This is a genomic window from Emticicia sp., assembly GCF_049241225.1.
Lineage (GTDB): Bacteria > Bacteroidota > Bacteroidia > Cytophagales > Spirosomataceae > Emticicia.
Map to the genome: position 1 here is coordinate 6057 of NZ_JBMLRC010000020.1, position 15480 is coordinate 21536.

The window sequence follows — 15480 nt, forward strand, 5'->3', positions numbered from 1 at the left end:
ATCATTCGCTCATTCGTTAATTCCACACGAAGTTGCAGAAAACGATAATAAGTTTCTGATTGATTGGCTAACTGGCCAAAAAACGGGCTTTTTCCTTGACCAACGAGATAATCGAGCGTTATTGGCTCAGTATGCAAAAGGTAAGAAGGTATTAAATTCTTTCTGTTATTCGGGCGGATTTTCGATTTACGCCTTGAAGGCAGGAGCGGAGTTGGTTCATTCGGTTGATGTATCTAAAAAAGCTGTTGATTTAGTGAATCAGAACGTGACACTGAATTTCGGAGAAACCGATAAACACGAAGCATACGCCGAAGATGTAATGAACTATTTGAAGAGAAATGACCAGTTTTATGATGTCATTATTCTCGACCCTCCAGCCTATGCCAAAAACATTGCGAAACGTCATAATGCCGTACAAGGCTACAAGCGATTGAATGTCGAAGGCATAAAAAGATTGGCCAAAGGTGGTATATTATTTACATTCTCTTGCTCACAAGTAGTTGACCGTGAGTTATTCTATAACACAATAATGTCGGCTGCTCTCGAAGTTGGTCGCCAAGTAAGAGTTTTACATCACCTCACGCAAGGAGCCGACCACCCCGTAAATTTATTCCATCCCGAAGGTAGTTATTTGAAAGGCTTGGTGCTTTATGTAGAATAAAACGGAGCCGAACCGAACGTCGGGCGGCTCATCTTCGCAAAAGAACAGGAAAATTTTATTATTTACCGTTGGTTAAAACCAACGGCAATAAAATGAAAAATGAGCGAATTTATCCAAATTCGCTCATTTCTATGGACTATTGACTATCGACCGTGGTCTATTTACTTCCTAAACATCTTCAATAATTTAGCAACTGCCGTGCTGATTTCTTTATCAGTATCCATCAAATCATTGACAGTCTGAATGGCGTGAATAACCGTACTGTGGTCACGACCGCCAAAATGATAACCAATTGATTTCAGCGAAAGATTAGTTAATTCCTTAGCTAAGTACATAGCTACTTGACGAGGTAACACAATTTCACGCAAACGGCTCTTTCCTTTCAAATCGGCAGTGCGTACTTTATAATATTCAGTAATTGCTTCAATAATTGTATCGACCGTCACTTCTCTTTCCGAATCTTTTACTAAATGGCGAAGCGTCGTTTTTGCTAATTCTAAGTCAATTTCACGTCGAGTAAGTGATGCTTGAGCCAATAATGAAATCATTACACCCTCCAATTCACGTACGTTTGTATCGATACTGTGAGCCAAATATTCAATCACTTCATAAGCAATTTGAATACCTTCAGCTTGGACTTTTTTCTGAATGATTGCGATACGTGTCTCTAAGTCAGGCGTTTGTAAATCGGCAGTTAAGCCCCACTTAAAGCGTGATAAAAGACGGTCTTCAACACCTTCTAATTCTCTTGGTGGGCGGTCAGAAGTCATGACTATCTGGCGGCCAGATTGGTGAAGGTGATTGAATATATGAAAGAAAGTTTCTTGGGTTTTTTCTTTTCCTGATAAAAACTGTACGTCATCAATAATCAGAATATCAATTTGCATATAGAAATTCATGAAATCTTGCAGACTGTTATTCTTGATGGCGTTGATAAATTGACTCGTAAATTTTTCAGACGAAACATAAAGCACAAATTTTCCGCCCGCTTTATTTTTCATAAAATTTCCGATGGCTTGCACCAAGTGGGTCTTTCCAAGACCAACTCCTCCATAAATCATCAATGGATTAAATGACGTAACTCCTGGTTTTGATGCAACCGCAAAACCCGCCGCTCTCGCCAAACGATTACAATCACCTTCCACAAAATTATCAAAAGTATAATTTGGGTTAAGGTAAGAATCAAGGCTTAGCGAATCCAAATCCTTCATCTGAAAAGGATTTTTCACAACATCGGCATTATGATTATCAGGCTTGGCATATTGCGGACTATGCACTGGTGGCATATTCACGGCAATTTGTGGCTCGTTTTTCTGACGATTTCCACTATCCACTACAATCGAATATTCAAGCATTCCATCCCGACCGATGGCATAATCTAAAGATTTTCGTAGTAAATGTACATAATTTTCCTCAAGCCACTCGTAGAAGAATTGGCTTGGCACTTGGATAGTCAGTTTTTTCCCTTCTAATTTAGCGGGTACTATCGGTTCGAACCAAGTTTTATAACTTTGTTCGGAGATACTTTCCCGTATCATTTTAAGGCAATTCTGCCACACTATGTCCACCTCACGTTGCAATGTTATATTGGAGTTTTTTGGAGTTTCTAAAACGGTCATTTTTTAGTCAAAATCAAAAGGGTTGCAAAGATAACAAAAAAATCGACCTAACCGAGTGGTGAATTTTGAGATTTTTAATCTATTTTCAAAGTATTTACTAAACTAAATTTTTCCAAATAAAATTTGCCTAATAAAAGTACAAAGCTTATTTTTACATTTGTCAGAGTACAACAAATATAATCTTAGAAAAATACAATTTCACTTATGAACACTTCTCTCTTCTCTGAGTTTCCTAAAATCACAAAAAGTGATTGGATTACTCAAGTTACTAAAGATTTAAAAGGAAAAAGTTTTGATGAAACCCTCGTTTGGCAAACACTCGAAAATTTTGAAGTACAACCTTACTATTCGGAAGAAGACCTTCGTAATTTACCAATTGCCAATATTCAGGCGGCTCAAAAAAATAAAAATTCAGGAAGTTGGCAAAATCGTGCTTACATAAAGTATAACACCGAGAAGGAAGTTAATGTTTTAATTATCAGTTATTTACAAAGAGGTATGTCGGCAGTTGTGATTGATTTTGAAAATACTGATGTCGAGAAAGTAGATTGGGTGAAATTGCTAAATAACGTTAAATTGAGTGATAATCCTGTATTTTTCAAGACTCCCTACCGAGAGCAAGCCTTAGATCAACTTACAAAAATTGTCCATTATTTACCCAAAGGAGGTTTTCAGGTAGATGTATTGGCGGAGTTGTTTTTGAATGATGAGCCAACATTAAGTAATTATACTTGGGAAAATACAAAACAAATACTCAGTAAAACACATCAGTTTCCTCAATTTTCTGCCTTTACAGTCGAGTCTCACGTATTTCATAATGCAGGAGCTAATACCGTACAAGAATTAGCCTTCACGCTCGCCTCAGCGGTAGAGTACGTTGATAAATTAACCGATTTAGGCTTAACTCCCGAGCAAGTTATTTCAAAGTTTGAGTTCTCGATTTCGATTGGTACAAATTATTTTATGGAAGTGGCTAAACTAAGAGCTTTGCGTTATTTGTGGAGTAAAGTATTAGAAGCCTACAACTGTGCGTCACTTATCAAGGATTGCCAAATTCATTGCCAAACGTCGAGTTTTTATAATTCAACGCTCAGTCCATATACTAATATGTTGCGGGCCACAACCGAAGCCATGTCGGCAGTTATGGGTGGTTGTGACTCATTGACTATCAGTGCTTATGATGCCGTTTTAAACAATGAGCTTAGCTCTGATTTCGGCGAACGTATTGCTCAGAATATGGCTATATTGATGAAAGAAGAAGCACATCTCGATAAAACCATTGACCCTTCGGCAGGTTCGTATTATATCGAAAACCTAACTTATCAACTGGCAACCGAAGCTTGGGAGATGTTTCAGAAAGTTGAACGTTTGGGTGGTATCACGGCAGCTTTTGAGCAAGGTTTTGTACAAGAAGAAGTTAATAAATCGTATGAGGCGAATGTAAATCGATTGAAAGGAGGTAAAGTTATGGTTGGCGTAAATAAGTTTAGAGTTGAGCCAGAAAATACTTTGCCTAAAACTGAAAAAGCAAATACCAATAAATTACAAAATAGAAGACTTTCGGCAGTTTTTGAATAGAAACTTCAAAAGTCGGGCAAAACTTTGCCGACTTTTGTTGCCATCAATTAAATTAGAATAGTTTTGAAAATCCTGCTTGCTCCCGATAAATTCAGAGGTTCGTTAGATGCACCACAAGTTTGCGAAGCCATGGCCGAAGGTATTCGTATGGTTTCACCAGCAATCGAAGTGGTTAGTTTACCGATGGCAGATGGGGGAGAAGGTACACTCGATTTACTATTATGGTATTCAGGAGGAAAAAAACAAATCGCTAAAGTTCAAGACCCACTCGGGCGAATTATTGAAGCCGAGTACGGTATTTCGGCCGATGGAAAGACCGCATTTATCGAAATGGCCATGGCTTCTGGCTTACGTTTATTAAAAGCAGACGAACGAAATCCTTTAAAAACTTCTACCTTTGGAACTGGGGAATTAATCAAAACAGTTGTAGCGTTAGGCGTAGAAAACATCATTTTAGGAATTGGTGGAAGTGCCACAACCGATGCAGGAATTGGTATGGCAGCTGCCCTTGGTTGGAAGTTTTTAGATGAAAATGGTCAAGAATTAAATCCAATCGGAGAAAATCTCTTAAAAGTAAAAAAAATACAGCCACCAATAAGTAGTAACCAGTTTCCGGTTTTAATTACTGTTGCTTGTGATGTAACAAATCCACTCTTTGGCGAAAATGGAGCTGCATATATTTATGGTCCACAAAAAGGGGCTGACAAAGAGGCCGTTGAGCTTTTAGACAAAGGACTACAAAATATTGCTGAGATTTTCACTAAAGATTTTGGTAAAGATTACGCTCAAATTGCAGGAACTGGGGCTGCAGGAGGCTTAGGTTTTGGACTGATGGCTTTTATGAATGCCGAATTAAAAGAAGGCGTGAAGTTATTAATGGATTTTTGTGCTTTCGAAGAAAATCTAAAAAATGTAAACCTTATTATTACTGGAGAAGGTAAAATTGATAATCAAACCCTTCAAGGTAAACTCATCAAAGGTATTACAGACCTAGCTACTCATGCCCAAATTCCGATTGCAGCCATCTGTGGCACGCTCGATGTTTCGCCAAAAGAGCTGCAAGAAATAGGTATCAATTATGCTACTTCAATCTTAAATCGCCCCATGAATTTGGATGATGCTTTAAAATATGGTCACGAAGGTGTGCGAAATGCCACATTTTATTTGGTAAATTTGCTGCATAAATCATCTTAGAAAATAAGAACACCCCTTTAGGGGTTGGGGGTATGAAAATAACAGGTTTTACAATAATCCGAAATGCCATTAAGTACGATTATCCAGTTGTAGAGGCAATTACTTCGATTTTGCCAGTATGTGATGAGTTTGTTGTTGCGGTTGGAAATTCAGAAGATGGAACTTTGGATTTAATAAAATCAATCAATTCAGATAAAATTCGCATCATCGAAACCATTTGGGATGATTCTTTGCGTAAAGATGGCAGAGTTTTAGCCATTGAAACCGATAAAGCTCTGGCCGCCGTAAGTGATGATACAACGTGGGCATTTTATATCCAAAGTGATGAAGTTGTGCATGAAAAATATCATCAAAACATTAAAGATGCCATGCTGGCTTACAAAGATGACCTTTCGGTGGAAGGCTTACTTTTTAAATATACACATTTCTATGGCTCTTATAAGTATGTAGCCGATTCCAGAAAGTGGTATCGAAATGAAATCAGGGTAATTCGTCATACAAAAAAGGTTGTGTCTTATCGAGATGCTCAAGGGTTCCGAAAAAATGATAACACCAAGCTGAAAGTTAAGCCAATCGAAGCGTACATTTATCATTATGGTTGGGTTAAACCTCCTACTAAAATGACCGAAAAAGTGAGGGGTTTATCATATTTCTGGCATACAGACAAAGAACTTGACCAACAACAACCCGCTAATGTTGAATTCGATTACTCAGGAATTGATTCATTGACGCTTTTTGATGGAACTCACCCCAAAGTTATCCAACCACGTATCGAACGCATGAACTGGGCTTTCGATTTTGATATTCATCAAAAAAAATATTCGTTCAAAAATCGTGTATTGATGAAACTCGAACAACTAACAGGCTGGCGAATAGGAGAGTATAAAAACTATATCAAGATTTAGAGATTGGTTATTGGTGTACTGATTATTGAGATGATAAAGGTAAATTAACCAATTTTCAAATTCATTAATAATAAATATTACGCTACACTAATAACAAATACACCAATAATGTATGAAAGACAAACAAAACTGGCTTGTATTTACCCAAATTGGCCTCCAAATGGCCTTAACGATTGGACTTGGTACATGGGCTGGCTATTGGCTTGATGGCAAAATGGCCAACAGAAATCCCATAGCCACACTCATCTGTTCATTAATTTCTATTGCTACTGCCTTATACAACGTCATAAGGCAACTTCCTAAATATTAAACTCCTCAAAATGTTACGTACAATCATTTTTACATCTTTTTTTGTAATTGTATTTTTTTTAGCCAAATATTTTGCGATCGATACATTTCTGCATTCAAAAAGGTGGTTAATACTTGGTTTTTTTGTAGCTTTCTCTTTTCTTATGCATCGCTTAATCGATATGGGTTTGCAGGGAAAAGATAAAAATATCATTATGTTTTACCTAGCTGCAACTGTTTTACGCCTAATTCTAAGTTTAGGATTCATCGGTTTTGAGCTTTACAGAGGCTTACAGCAACAAGAATTATTTATTTTAAACTTTTTTGTACTATATTTATTTTATACAGTGTTTGAGATTTGGAATTTAAGTAGTAACTTGCGGCAAAATTCAGGAAAGTGATGAATTCACTATTAATTGACCGAATAATTACAGAAAATATGTTGCGTAAGATTACAACAAAACTCCTACTCGTTTTATCATTATCGTTATTTTCGATAAACTTCGTATCAGCACAAGAAGGTCACGAAGCTCATCATGAAAGCCACGAAACCACAAATCACGAAGAAGAAAAATTTGACATCGGTAAGATGATTATGCACCACATTGCCGATTCTCACGAGTGGGAATTTGCCCATGGTCTTACTTTACCGCTGCCAGTTATAATTTACACCAAGCAATATGGACTTGAAATTTTCTCTTCAAAAAGATTTGCAGAAGGTAACGGTGTTTATAATGGCTACATTAATAATCATGATCATATTTATCGTTTGAATCCACAAGGAGGAATTGATGAAGAAGTTCACGTTTGGGATTTGTCGATCACTAAAAACGTGGCATCAATGATATTAAGTGCAATTATCTTGATTACTTTGATGTCAACTGTTGCTAAAAGTTTTGGCAAAAACCGTGGCAAAGCTCCAAAAGGTATTCAATCATTTCTCGAGCCAATTATTATATACATCCGTGATGAGGTTGTTAAACCAAATATTGGCCCAAGATACGAAAAATACCTGCCTTATTTATTGACTTTGTTTTTCTTTATCCTTATCAATAATTTGTTAGGACTTGTACCAGGTGGTGCTAACCTCACAGGAAATATCAGTATCACGCTCTTCTTGGCTGTAATTACGTTCTTTATTACTCATGCAAACGCTAATAAGCACTACTGGTTACACTTAGTTAAACCAGAGGGTGTACCAGTTGCGATGTTGCCATTGATGTGGGTAGTTGAAATTGCAGGTGTTTTCATGAAGCCAATGTCTCTTACAATTCGTCTATTTGCAAATATTACTGCCGGTCACATCATTATCTTAAGTTTGCTTGGATTAATTTTTATTTTCAAAAGCTTAGCTGTTGGTGGAATCGTAACCCTATTTACGTTATTCATGAATACCATTGAATTAATGGTAGCGTTTTTACAAGCCTTTATATTTACATTACTTTCGTCAATGTACATTGGCAGTGCCATCGAAGAGCATCACGATGCCGATCATGGACATTGATTTTAGTCCACAGATGATACAAGTTTTTTTAGCTATCGTCTATTGACATTTGATTAATTTGCATTTTTTGTTTCACTATATAATTTTTTTTAACATGTCTTTTTTACAAGTTCTTTTACAAGCTGCCACTGATGGCGGACGTGGTCTTGCTGTTATGGGTGCTGCTGCTGGTGCAGGTCTTGCTGCTATCGGTGCAGGTCTTGGTTTGGGTAAAATTGGTAGCAGTGCATTAGAAGGTGTTGCTCGTCAGCCAGAAGCTGCAAACAAAATCCAAACAATGATGATTATCATTGCTGCCCTTGTAGAAGCCGTTGCATTATTTGCAGCTGTAATCTGTTTGTTGATCTCTTTCAAATTAGCATAAGAGTCAACCAAGCGGTCTTTGAAATTTTTAGATTGAAAACCTGCTCCGTTCGCATTAGGCGTCGGTGCAGGTTTCAAGTATTGTACAAACAAGTTTACTAAATAAGAAATTGAAACTGTCTTCCTCTGCCAGCATTTCGCTGAAAAACAGGCTAATTAGTGCCGTTCCTGTAGAGTTTGGGCAGATTTCATCAATAGTTTTTAAATATTATTAATTTTTATAATTTTATAATAAAATGGAATTGCTAACCCCTGCCATTGGCCTTTTATTTTGGATGGCATTAGTTTTCGGAATCTTAGTATTCGTTTTGAAGAAATTTGCTTGGAAACCTATCCTTTCATCTTTAAAAGAACGTGAAGATTCAATAGAATCAGCCCTTCGTATGGCCGAAGAGACACGTGCCGAAATGGCAAAATTAAAGGCTGATAACGATAAAATTTTAGCTGAAGCTCGTGCAGAACGCGATAATGTAATTCGACTTGGTAAAGAAGCTGCTGATAAGTTGATTGCTGAAGCCAAAGAAAGAGCAGTAGTTGAAGGAAATAAAATTATTGCCGATGCTCGTGAAGCTATTCAACAAGAGAAAATAGCTATGCTTGCTCAAATGAAGAAAGATATGGCTAGTTTTTCGATTGAAATAGCAGAGAAAGTGATTCGTCGAGAATTAGCAGATAAAACTTCACAAGAGGCATTGGTATCTACTTTGATTGCTGATGCAAATCTTAATTAATCTGTCGATTAGATAGACTAAATAAGTTTAGTAAATTTCTTTAATGGCAGCCATTGCATTATCTTCTAGGATATCCAATATTTTGCGAAGTAGATGCAAAGATTTGCAAAAAATATTATACAAAATTTGTTTTATTGAACCACTCGGTTGTATTTTTGCTTAGTTCTAAGCTGTAAAGCAACCAAGAATTCGCTCAAAATACAATGGCAGACTCAATAGTTGCTTATAGATACGCTAAATCGTTATTCGATTTAGCAACAGAGAAAAATGTTGTTAGTGAAGTAAACAATGACATGTCTTTGTTTAAAACAGTTTGTGATGAAAATCGTCAGTTTTTAGTGGTAATGGGTAATCCAATTGTACGTCACCACACAAAATTAGGAATTTTGAAAAAAACTTTCGAAAAAAACGTACATCCTGTGACTTTCTCAATTTTCAACGTCTTAACTAAGAAGAACAGAGAAAATCTGATTTATTCAATAGCTGAAGAGTTCGACAAATTGTACAATCAGCAGCAAGGTATACAGAAAGTTACAGTGACTACTGTCTCACCTCTGACTGAAGTTCAGAGAACTGAATTTACAAAAATTGTTAGTAGTGCAACTGGTAAGAAAGTTGTATTGGAAGAGAAAGTAAATACCAATCTGATTGGTGGATATATACTAAGCGTAGGCGATACACAAATCGATACCTCAGTTAGAAAGAAATTAAACGAGTTGAAACTTGCATTAGCTTAAATTTCTGTAAGTCATTTCAATTTAAAATATTAGTTTTCATGGCTATAAAGTTGAGAAATCCCCCGCCCTTTAGGTGGGGTTTTTTCTTTTATGTGGGTCTGGTTTAAAGCATTAAAAAAAAGTAAGCGGGGTCGGTCTAAAGAGTTGTAGTGTGGCAAAATAATTTCAATCTTTGCTAAGAAACATGTTTTTTTGAAAAACCAATTATATAACCCCGATGGATAGTTTGATCTCAAAGTTTGGAATGACACATATTTGATGAGATTAAAATACAAAATTTTTCTATCAGATGACTCAAGTTTTTAAGAAATTAATCGACACTGATGGCATAGCCGTACCTTCAGTAAAGTATAATTCAAGAACTGAGATTTGGTAGCAGTATTCGAATGGCAAACGTGTTTGCACCTTTTTAAAAGAGATTAGTTAATTCGAATACTATATATCGTAGGTTACTTTAGAACGATTAGTAAAAGACTACAAGAGAAATAAGTTTTTTTAACTTGGACTCAACTTCTTTTTCTTCGTAATATTAGTAAATGTATATCTATCGATGAGGCTTGTTAATGCGATAGAGAACTTATATGTAATGCTTACAAACAACGCCGCAAAGGGTAGGAAAGGTGGCATTATGGCAATCAAATAATAGGTACAAAGGCGAGCTAGTGACTAATGTGCCAAAGAAAACTCCAGTTAATCTGCATATAAGAGTCAGAGAAAATACCTTACAAATGGCAGCAAAAATAGAGTTTTAGCCGGTCGAAAGAACTTGCCCCAAAATTATAGGTTCCACGTTAAGAAATTGGCTACAGAAGCCTTATAGCAAATTAGAATCAAATACAGATTTGATGGCTTATATGTAGAAAGTGATGTCATTGAATTGGGTAAGAAAACCGATACTGATTATATTCCTAAAATATTTCTCAATGGAAGTATAGAGTTAATTCGATAGTATTTATTAAATAAAAAAGAGAAAGGCTAGATGGAAAATCAGAAACAAAGAGTCATTTTCTTATTAGGCCTGTACCTAATTGTTAAATAGTCGTATGACTTAACGATGAGACTCTCCCACGGATATCATTAAAATAAACTATATGGCTTAAATAAGACCTGGCTAAATGGCAAGAAAAAATTTAGATAGGAGGGTTTTAAAACATTCAATACAGTAGTCTTCTCAATTCTAAATTATTAACTTCTTTAAGAACAGTATTAAAGGCTTTCCTTGAGTCTTTAATACCAAGAATCAAGCAATCAATAGCTAATTATGAGAGGTAGATAAATCCCGCTCATTTTATATGGATTCACTCAAATATATCCTAAAGAATGTTTACTCAACAAGTTTTATTCCTAATCACCCACCACTTCCGGTTGACTTAACATAGTCTTTCAGAAACCAGTTTAGATGGGTACGGAATGTTATCGTTTTTCTATTTAGGGTATCAAAAATTTATTCCTAATCACCCACCACTTCCGGTTGACCCCCAACTTTCCTGCTTGATCCCTTATGTACACTTTTTCAGAATCAGAATTTTGACAATAAAAAAAGCCTTATAATCTATTGACTATAAGGCTTTTAGCTTGCTCCCGAAGCTGGGCTCGAACCAGCGACCCTCTGATTAACAGTCAGATGCTCTAACCGACTGAGCTATTCGGGAAACTTATTTCGATTTTGATTTCGTTTCTGTTTTGTTCGTCCCGAAATCATGATGCAAAGGTATAGCTTTTATTTTAACTTGTCAAGTCCTCTGACCAATATTTTTTAACTTTTTTTTGAAGTTTTTTTTAGTTTATTGATAATCAATGTCTTGCACGTTCGAGAATTAATTCCTTTACTTTACGTGCATCGGCCTTGGCAAAGTTTCTAATTAAAATTTCTTGTTCTCTTGCTCTTGCCTTGATTCTGATAGTTGAAAAAAAGATACCAGAGTCGATTTCTACACCTGCGATGTCGTTGTAGAAAACAAAATTTTCGGTACTACTGAATACTTTTCGTTCTTTAAATGTTACGCCTTTTTCACTGAAGATAACCTCGTCAGGCAATAAAGGATTTTTTAAGGTACTTGCTGAAAATCTTTCGTTCATATCTGTAAAATATTTGATAGTCAAAATTAGAATGGTACATATACTACTTTCTTGGTCTCAAAGAATTCTTCCGTGAAGTGATCGGATAAGTTGTATAACGAGTATTTTCCACCGAACTCTTCCAATTCTTCGGTTAAATCTCCGCCTTTTAGATACAAAATTCCGTTTCTAAGGTCATTGAATTGATTCTTTGTTACTTTATCTTTAATCCAACCATAAAATGGCTTTAAACGAGTTACTGCACGACTCACAATGAAGTCATAATCATTGGCTACATTTTCTGCACGTTCGTGTTGAGCGGTTAAATTGGTTAGGCCGATTGCCTGTGAAACTTCCGTAACAACTTTTATCTTCTTACCAATCGAATCAACTAAATGAAACTGGCAATCTGGAAATAATATTGCCAATGGGATTCCGGGGAAACCTCCCCCCGTACCTACATCTAAAATTTCCGTGCCAGGCTTAAACTTCATTACCTTAGCAATGCCAAGTGAGTGAAGTACGTGTTTTTCGTAAAGGTTTTCAATATCCTGACGAGAAACCACATTAATCTGTGAATTCCAAAAACTATATAGTTCTTGCAACTGTCCAAACTGGTTTAATTGTTTTTCTGTAAGGTTTGGAAAATATTTGGTAATTAAGGAAACGTCTGACATAAACAATTTCGGCGACCGTCGCACGGCTTAACGCCATTTAATTTTCTTAGGATTTGAAAATAAAGTAATTAGACCAAAAATCAGGTAATAACCCGCATACAACATATCATAATACGGAATCTTCCATGAACTAACGGTATTATTGAGTTTTTTATTAGCTTTTGCCAGCACAATCCAACGAATAATTAGCCACAAGAAAAATACAAACGTAATTAGACGCATCCAATCATTGTATAAATAAAAATCTTGTAGGTTATTATCATCTAATAGATAAGTCGGAATACGTGACCACTCTGGTGCTTCAAACCATTCAGGTTTAATGAAAAATACTGGTAAGAACCAAAACCAACAGATAAGATGGCTGGCCGCTAAAAGCCCCAATGAAATTTTATCACGTAATTTATAGCGTTTGCCTACCGAAAGATGGCGACGTTTTTGTGTTATCCATTCGCTCCATGTTTTCTTCGGCACAGAAATAATGTGTGCTTGTGGCTCAATACAGATTGCTACATTTTCTTGATTTGATGCTTCATTCACAAATAAATCATCATCTCCACCCAAAAGTCCATGATGGCTTGCAAAGCCATTTGTTACCCAAAAGAGTTCTCGACGGTACATCAAATTTCTACCGATACCCATATATGGCATTTTTGATAAGGCATACGAGAAATATTGGAGAGCCGTTTGAAAGGTTTCATAGCGAATCAAAGAATTCAATCGACTATCGGCATATTCATAAGGCGAAAACCCTAACACTATATCTTTGCCTTGGGTCATTTGGGCAACCATATAATCAATCCAGTGTGGACTTGTTGGGCGGCAATCGGCGTCGGTCAATAAGATTATTTCTTTGGTAGCTTTCTTTATCCCCATTGTTACTGCGTATTTTTTTGCAGTAAAGTGAGCAGGAAGGCTCTCAATCCTTACAAAGTTTACCTTTTTAAAGCCTCCTTCATTGAAAAGTAAATAATCGTAAGTTCCATCAACCGAGCGGTCATCTGAAACAATTATTTCAAAATTTGGATATTCTTGTGCTTCGAGTAGAGGAAGAAGTTCCTTCAGATTTTCAAGCTCATTCCATGCTGCTACAACAATCGAAACACTTGGTTTCTTTTTTTGTTCGGCATTTGGCTCATGATCGTAATGTGAGAGCAAACGAGTAAAAACCCCCAAGATATAAATGAGTTGAATAACCAATGCAGTAAAAAATACAAACGGTAGTAAATAGTGCCAAAACACCATGCAAATGCGGTTTAGGTGAAACTTTGTGCAAATATACAAACCTTCAATGAAACCAAGAGAAAGTTATTGCTAAAAATCAGTGAATAAATACTTGTATTAGCCAAAATGAAGGGTGAAATTTGCTGTATGAAATACGAATTACACAAAACAGACTCACAGTCGAAGGCCCGTGCCGGGAAAATTACGACTGACCACGGCGAAATTCTGACGCCTATTTTTATGCCAGTTGGAACAGCTGCAACCGTAAAAGCAGTGCATCAACGAGAGTTGGCTAATGATATTAAAGCTCAAATAATCTTAGGAAATACTTATCATTTATATTTACGCCCAGGTTTGGATATTCTCGAGCGTGCTGGCGGACTTCATAAATTTAATGGTTGGAGTGGCCCAATTCTTACCGATTCGGGTGGGTATCAGGTGTTTTCACTGAAAGATATTCGTAAGATTTCGGAAGAAGGAGTGAAGTTCCAATCGCACATTGATGGGTCGAGGCATTTGTTTACACCCGAAAATGTTATGGATACTCAGCGAACTATCGGAGCGGATATAATTATGGCTTTTGATGAATGTGCTCCTTATCCGTGCGATTATACTTATGCTAAGAAATCAATGGAGATGACCCACCGTTGGCTAAAACGCTGCATCGACCGTTTTGATTCTACCGAAGGCAAATATGGTTATTCGCAAGCATTGTTTCCGATTGTACAAGGAAGCGTTTATAAAGATTTACGTATTCAATCGGCAGAATTTATTGCCGAGCAAAACCGTGAAGGAAATGCCATTGGAGGCTTAGCGGTAGGAGAGCCTGCCGAAAAAATGTACGAAACCATTGATTATGTCAATGATATTTTGCCAAAAGATAAACCTCGCTATTTGATGGGAGTTGGTACGCCAGAGAATATTTTGGAGGGAATTGCTCTCGGCATTGATATGTTCGACTGCGTAATGCCAACTCGAAATGCTCGGAACGGAATGTTATTTACAACACAAGGTATTATCAATATCAGAAACGAAAAATGGAAAGATGATTTTACGTCAATTGATGAAACACTCGGTGGTTATGTAAGCACGTTTTATTCAAAAGCTTATTTGCGTCATTTAGTAAAATGTGATGAGATTTTGGCGGCACAAATCGCCAGTGTGCATAATCTTACATTCTATTTATGGTTAGTTGGACAAGCACGTGAGCATATTTTAGCGGGTGATTTCTTGACTTGGAAAAATGCAATGGTGAAGCAGGTAATGCAGCGGTTGTAAATATAGAACTTAGAGGAAGTCTTCGCTCTGAGCGAAGACTTCCTTTGAAAATAGTCTATTCACTTCCTACTCACAAACCTATTCCCCTCAATATAAAACCGATAAGGTAAATCTGCTCCTTGTGTAATGCCGATTCGGGTAGTAGTTACGATAGAAAAATCATGATTGGTTGATGCAAGACAATGAAATTCTTCTGAATCAAGGGTGAGAAAATTGAAATCAAGCGTAATACCCATTGCTTGCACCAATTTTGCTGGGCCACTGCATAAATTCTTTAAATCATTGGTTTTTCGGCGTTTTTGCATCAATTCGATACCTTCGGTGGGTTCTAAAGCTCTAATTAGTACTGCCTCACCAATATCTTTTGCTCCGCTCGAAATATTTACACAATAATGCATTCCATAAATTAGATACACATAGCACGTTCCGGGGCTTTCAAACATGGGTGCATTTCGAACTGATTTTTTTCGATAAGCATGACAGGCAGGGTCGCCTTGAAGGTATCCTTCAGTTTCTACGATTATTCCTGCTGTTCGTCCTTCAGGACTTTCATGTACCAAAGTACAGCCTAAAAGTAGCTTTGATAAAGTCAATGTATCATGTTTTTCGTAAAATTCTTTGGGAAGAATATTTTGCATCTGTACTTTTGGTAAACTTTAAGTTATT

16 protein-coding genes and 1 tRNA gene are annotated in these 15480 nt (G+C 36.6%); 11 read left to right on the plus strand and 6 right to left on the minus strand.

Annotated elements, in window-relative coordinates; all coding sequences use genetic code 11:
- Positions 1–661 (plus strand): class I SAM-dependent rRNA methyltransferase (locus tag ACOVO2_RS01000; protein WP_421768181.1); only part of this gene is annotated, 661 nt, incomplete at its 5' end.
- A gap of 161 nt (positions 662–822) precedes the next feature.
- On the opposite strand, the gene dnaA is transcribed toward ACOVO2_RS01000, so the two are convergent.
- Positions 823–2280 carry a chromosomal replication initiator protein DnaA gene (gene dnaA / locus ACOVO2_RS01005; protein ID WP_421768182.1) on the minus strand — a complete coding sequence of 486 codons (1458 nt, stop codon included), beginning with the start codon at positions 2278–2280 and terminating at the stop codon, positions 823–825.
- A gap of 204 nt (positions 2281–2484) precedes the next feature.
- On the opposite strand from dnaA, the gene ACOVO2_RS01010 reads away from it, so the two are divergent.
- The 9 genes from ACOVO2_RS01010 (at position 2485) to atpH (ending at position 9580) form a co-directional block, all read left to right on the plus strand.
- Positions 2485–3858 carry a methylmalonyl-CoA mutase family protein gene (locus tag ACOVO2_RS01010; protein ID WP_421768183.1) on the plus strand — a complete coding sequence of 458 codons (1374 nt, stop codon included), beginning with the start codon at positions 2485–2487 and terminating at the stop codon, positions 3856–3858.
- Positions 3859–3921: 63 nt separating this feature from the next.
- Positions 3922–5052, plus strand: coding sequence for a glycerate kinase (locus ACOVO2_RS01015; protein ID WP_421768184.1), 1131 nt, complete (start codon positions 3922–3924; stop codon positions 5050–5052).
- 32 nt (positions 5053–5084) lie between these two features.
- Positions 5085–5957 carry a glycosyltransferase family 2 protein gene (locus tag ACOVO2_RS01020; RefSeq protein ID WP_421768185.1) on the plus strand — a complete coding sequence of 291 codons (873 nt, stop codon included), beginning with the start codon at positions 5085–5087 and terminating at the stop codon, positions 5955–5957.
- A 112-nt stretch (positions 5958–6069) separates the two neighbouring features.
- Positions 6070–6267, plus strand: a complete 198-nt coding sequence (locus ACOVO2_RS01025; RefSeq protein ID WP_421768186.1) for an AtpZ/AtpI family protein — start codon at positions 6070–6072, stop codon at positions 6265–6267.
- 10 nt (positions 6268–6277) lie between these two features.
- On the plus strand, positions 6278–6646 hold the full coding sequence (locus ACOVO2_RS01030) for a hypothetical protein (protein ID WP_421768187.1): 369 nt from the start codon (positions 6278–6280) through the stop codon (positions 6644–6646).
- A 38-nt stretch (positions 6647–6684) separates the two neighbouring features.
- On the plus strand, positions 6685–7749 hold the full coding sequence (gene atpB / locus ACOVO2_RS01035) for a F0F1 ATP synthase subunit A (RefSeq protein ID WP_421768243.1): 1065 nt from the start codon (positions 6685–6687) through the stop codon (positions 7747–7749).
- A 94-nt stretch (positions 7750–7843) separates the two neighbouring features.
- On the plus strand, positions 7844–8113 hold the full coding sequence (gene atpE, locus ACOVO2_RS01040; protein ID WP_350263650.1) for an ATP synthase F0 subunit C: 270 nt from the start codon (positions 7844–7846) through the stop codon (positions 8111–8113).
- 235 nt (positions 8114–8348) lie between these two features.
- Positions 8349–8843, plus strand: coding sequence for a F0F1 ATP synthase subunit B (gene atpF, locus ACOVO2_RS01045; protein ID WP_421768188.1), 495 nt, complete (start codon positions 8349–8351; stop codon positions 8841–8843).
- 203 nt (positions 8844–9046) lie between these two features.
- Positions 9047–9580, plus strand: coding sequence for an ATP synthase F1 subunit delta (atpH, locus tag ACOVO2_RS01050; RefSeq protein WP_421768189.1), 534 nt, complete (start codon positions 9047–9049; stop codon positions 9578–9580).
- A 1578-nt stretch (positions 9581–11158) separates the two neighbouring features.
- Here the strand turns inward: atpH and ACOVO2_RS01055 are convergent.
- The 4 genes from ACOVO2_RS01055 to ACOVO2_RS01070 all read right to left on the minus strand — a co-directional run bounded on the left by ACOVO2_RS01055 (position 11159) and on the right by ACOVO2_RS01070 (position 13557).
- Positions 11159–11232, minus strand: a tRNA-Asn gene (locus tag ACOVO2_RS01055).
- A 142-nt stretch (positions 11233–11374) separates the two neighbouring features.
- Positions 11375–11659, minus strand: coding sequence for a hypothetical protein (locus ACOVO2_RS01060; RefSeq protein ID WP_188765020.1), 285 nt, complete (start codon positions 11657–11659; stop codon positions 11375–11377).
- Between the two features lie 26 nt (positions 11660–11685).
- Entirely contained in the window at positions 11686–12315 is a 630-nt protein-coding gene (rsmG, locus tag ACOVO2_RS01065) for a 16S rRNA (guanine(527)-N(7))-methyltransferase RsmG (protein WP_421768190.1), read from the minus strand.
- 27 nt (positions 12316–12342) lie between these two features.
- Entirely contained in the window at positions 12343–13557 is a 1215-nt protein-coding gene (locus ACOVO2_RS01070; RefSeq protein ID WP_421768191.1) for a glycosyltransferase, read from the minus strand.
- A gap of 126 nt (positions 13558–13683) precedes the next feature.
- Here ACOVO2_RS01070 and tgt point away from each other — a divergent pair, with 126 nt between their 5' ends.
- Positions 13684–14814: a tRNA guanosine(34) transglycosylase Tgt gene (gene tgt / locus ACOVO2_RS01075; RefSeq protein ID WP_421768192.1), complete on the plus strand. Its 1131-nt coding sequence runs from the start codon at positions 13684–13686 to the stop codon at positions 14812–14814.
- 59 nt (positions 14815–14873) lie between these two features.
- Here tgt and ACOVO2_RS01080 read toward each other — a convergent pair whose 3' ends face one another.
- On the minus strand, positions 14874–15452 hold the full coding sequence (locus tag ACOVO2_RS01080; protein ID WP_421768193.1) for a DNA-3-methyladenine glycosylase: 579 nt from the start codon (positions 15450–15452) through the stop codon (positions 14874–14876).
- Positions 15453–15480: the final 28 nt, after the last annotated feature.

What these genes read in the sequence shown, in the direction of transcription:
- dnaA (WP_421768182.1), bottom strand. Translation starts at nt 2,280, where the DNA reads ATGACCGTTTTAGAAACTCCAAAAAACTCCAATATAACATTGCAACGT.
- ACOVO2_RS01010 (WP_421768183.1), top strand. Translation starts at nt 2,485, where the DNA reads ATGAACACTTCTCTCTTCTCTGAGTTTCCTAAAATCACAAAAAGTGAT.
- ACOVO2_RS01020 (WP_421768185.1), top strand. Translation starts at nt 5,085, where the DNA reads ATGAAAATAACAGGTTTTACAATAATCCGAAATGCCATTAAGTACGAT.
- ACOVO2_RS01025 (WP_421768186.1), top strand. Translation starts at nt 6,070, where the DNA reads ATGAAAGACAAACAAAACTGGCTTGTATTTACCCAAATTGGCCTCCAA.
- ACOVO2_RS01030 (WP_421768187.1), top strand. Translation starts at nt 6,278, where the DNA reads ATGTTACGTACAATCATTTTTACATCTTTTTTTGTAATTGTATTTTTT.
- atpB (WP_421768243.1), top strand. Translation starts at nt 6,685, where the DNA reads ATGTTGCGTAAGATTACAACAAAACTCCTACTCGTTTTATCATTATCG.
- atpE (WP_350263650.1), top strand. Translation starts at nt 7,844, where the DNA reads ATGTCTTTTTTACAAGTTCTTTTACAAGCTGCCACTGATGGCGGACGT.
- atpF (WP_421768188.1), top strand. Translation starts at nt 8,349, where the DNA reads ATGGAATTGCTAACCCCTGCCATTGGCCTTTTATTTTGGATGGCATTA.
- atpH (WP_421768189.1), top strand. Translation starts at nt 9,047, where the DNA reads ATGGCAGACTCAATAGTTGCTTATAGATACGCTAAATCGTTATTCGAT.
- ACOVO2_RS01060 (WP_188765020.1), bottom strand. Translation starts at nt 11,659, where the DNA reads ATGAACGAAAGATTTTCAGCAAGTACCTTAAAAAATCCTTTATTGCCT.
- rsmG (WP_421768190.1), bottom strand. Translation starts at nt 12,315, where the DNA reads ATGTCAGACGTTTCCTTAATTACCAAATATTTTCCAAACCTTACAGAA.
- ACOVO2_RS01070 (WP_421768191.1), bottom strand. Translation starts at nt 13,557, where the DNA reads ATGGTGTTTTGGCACTATTTACTACCGTTTGTATTTTTTACTGCATTG.
- tgt (WP_421768192.1), top strand. Translation starts at nt 13,684, where the DNA reads ATGAAATACGAATTACACAAAACAGACTCACAGTCGAAGGCCCGTGCC.
- ACOVO2_RS01080 (WP_421768193.1), bottom strand. Translation starts at nt 15,452, where the DNA reads ATGCAAAATATTCTTCCCAAAGAATTTTACGAAAAACATGATACATTG.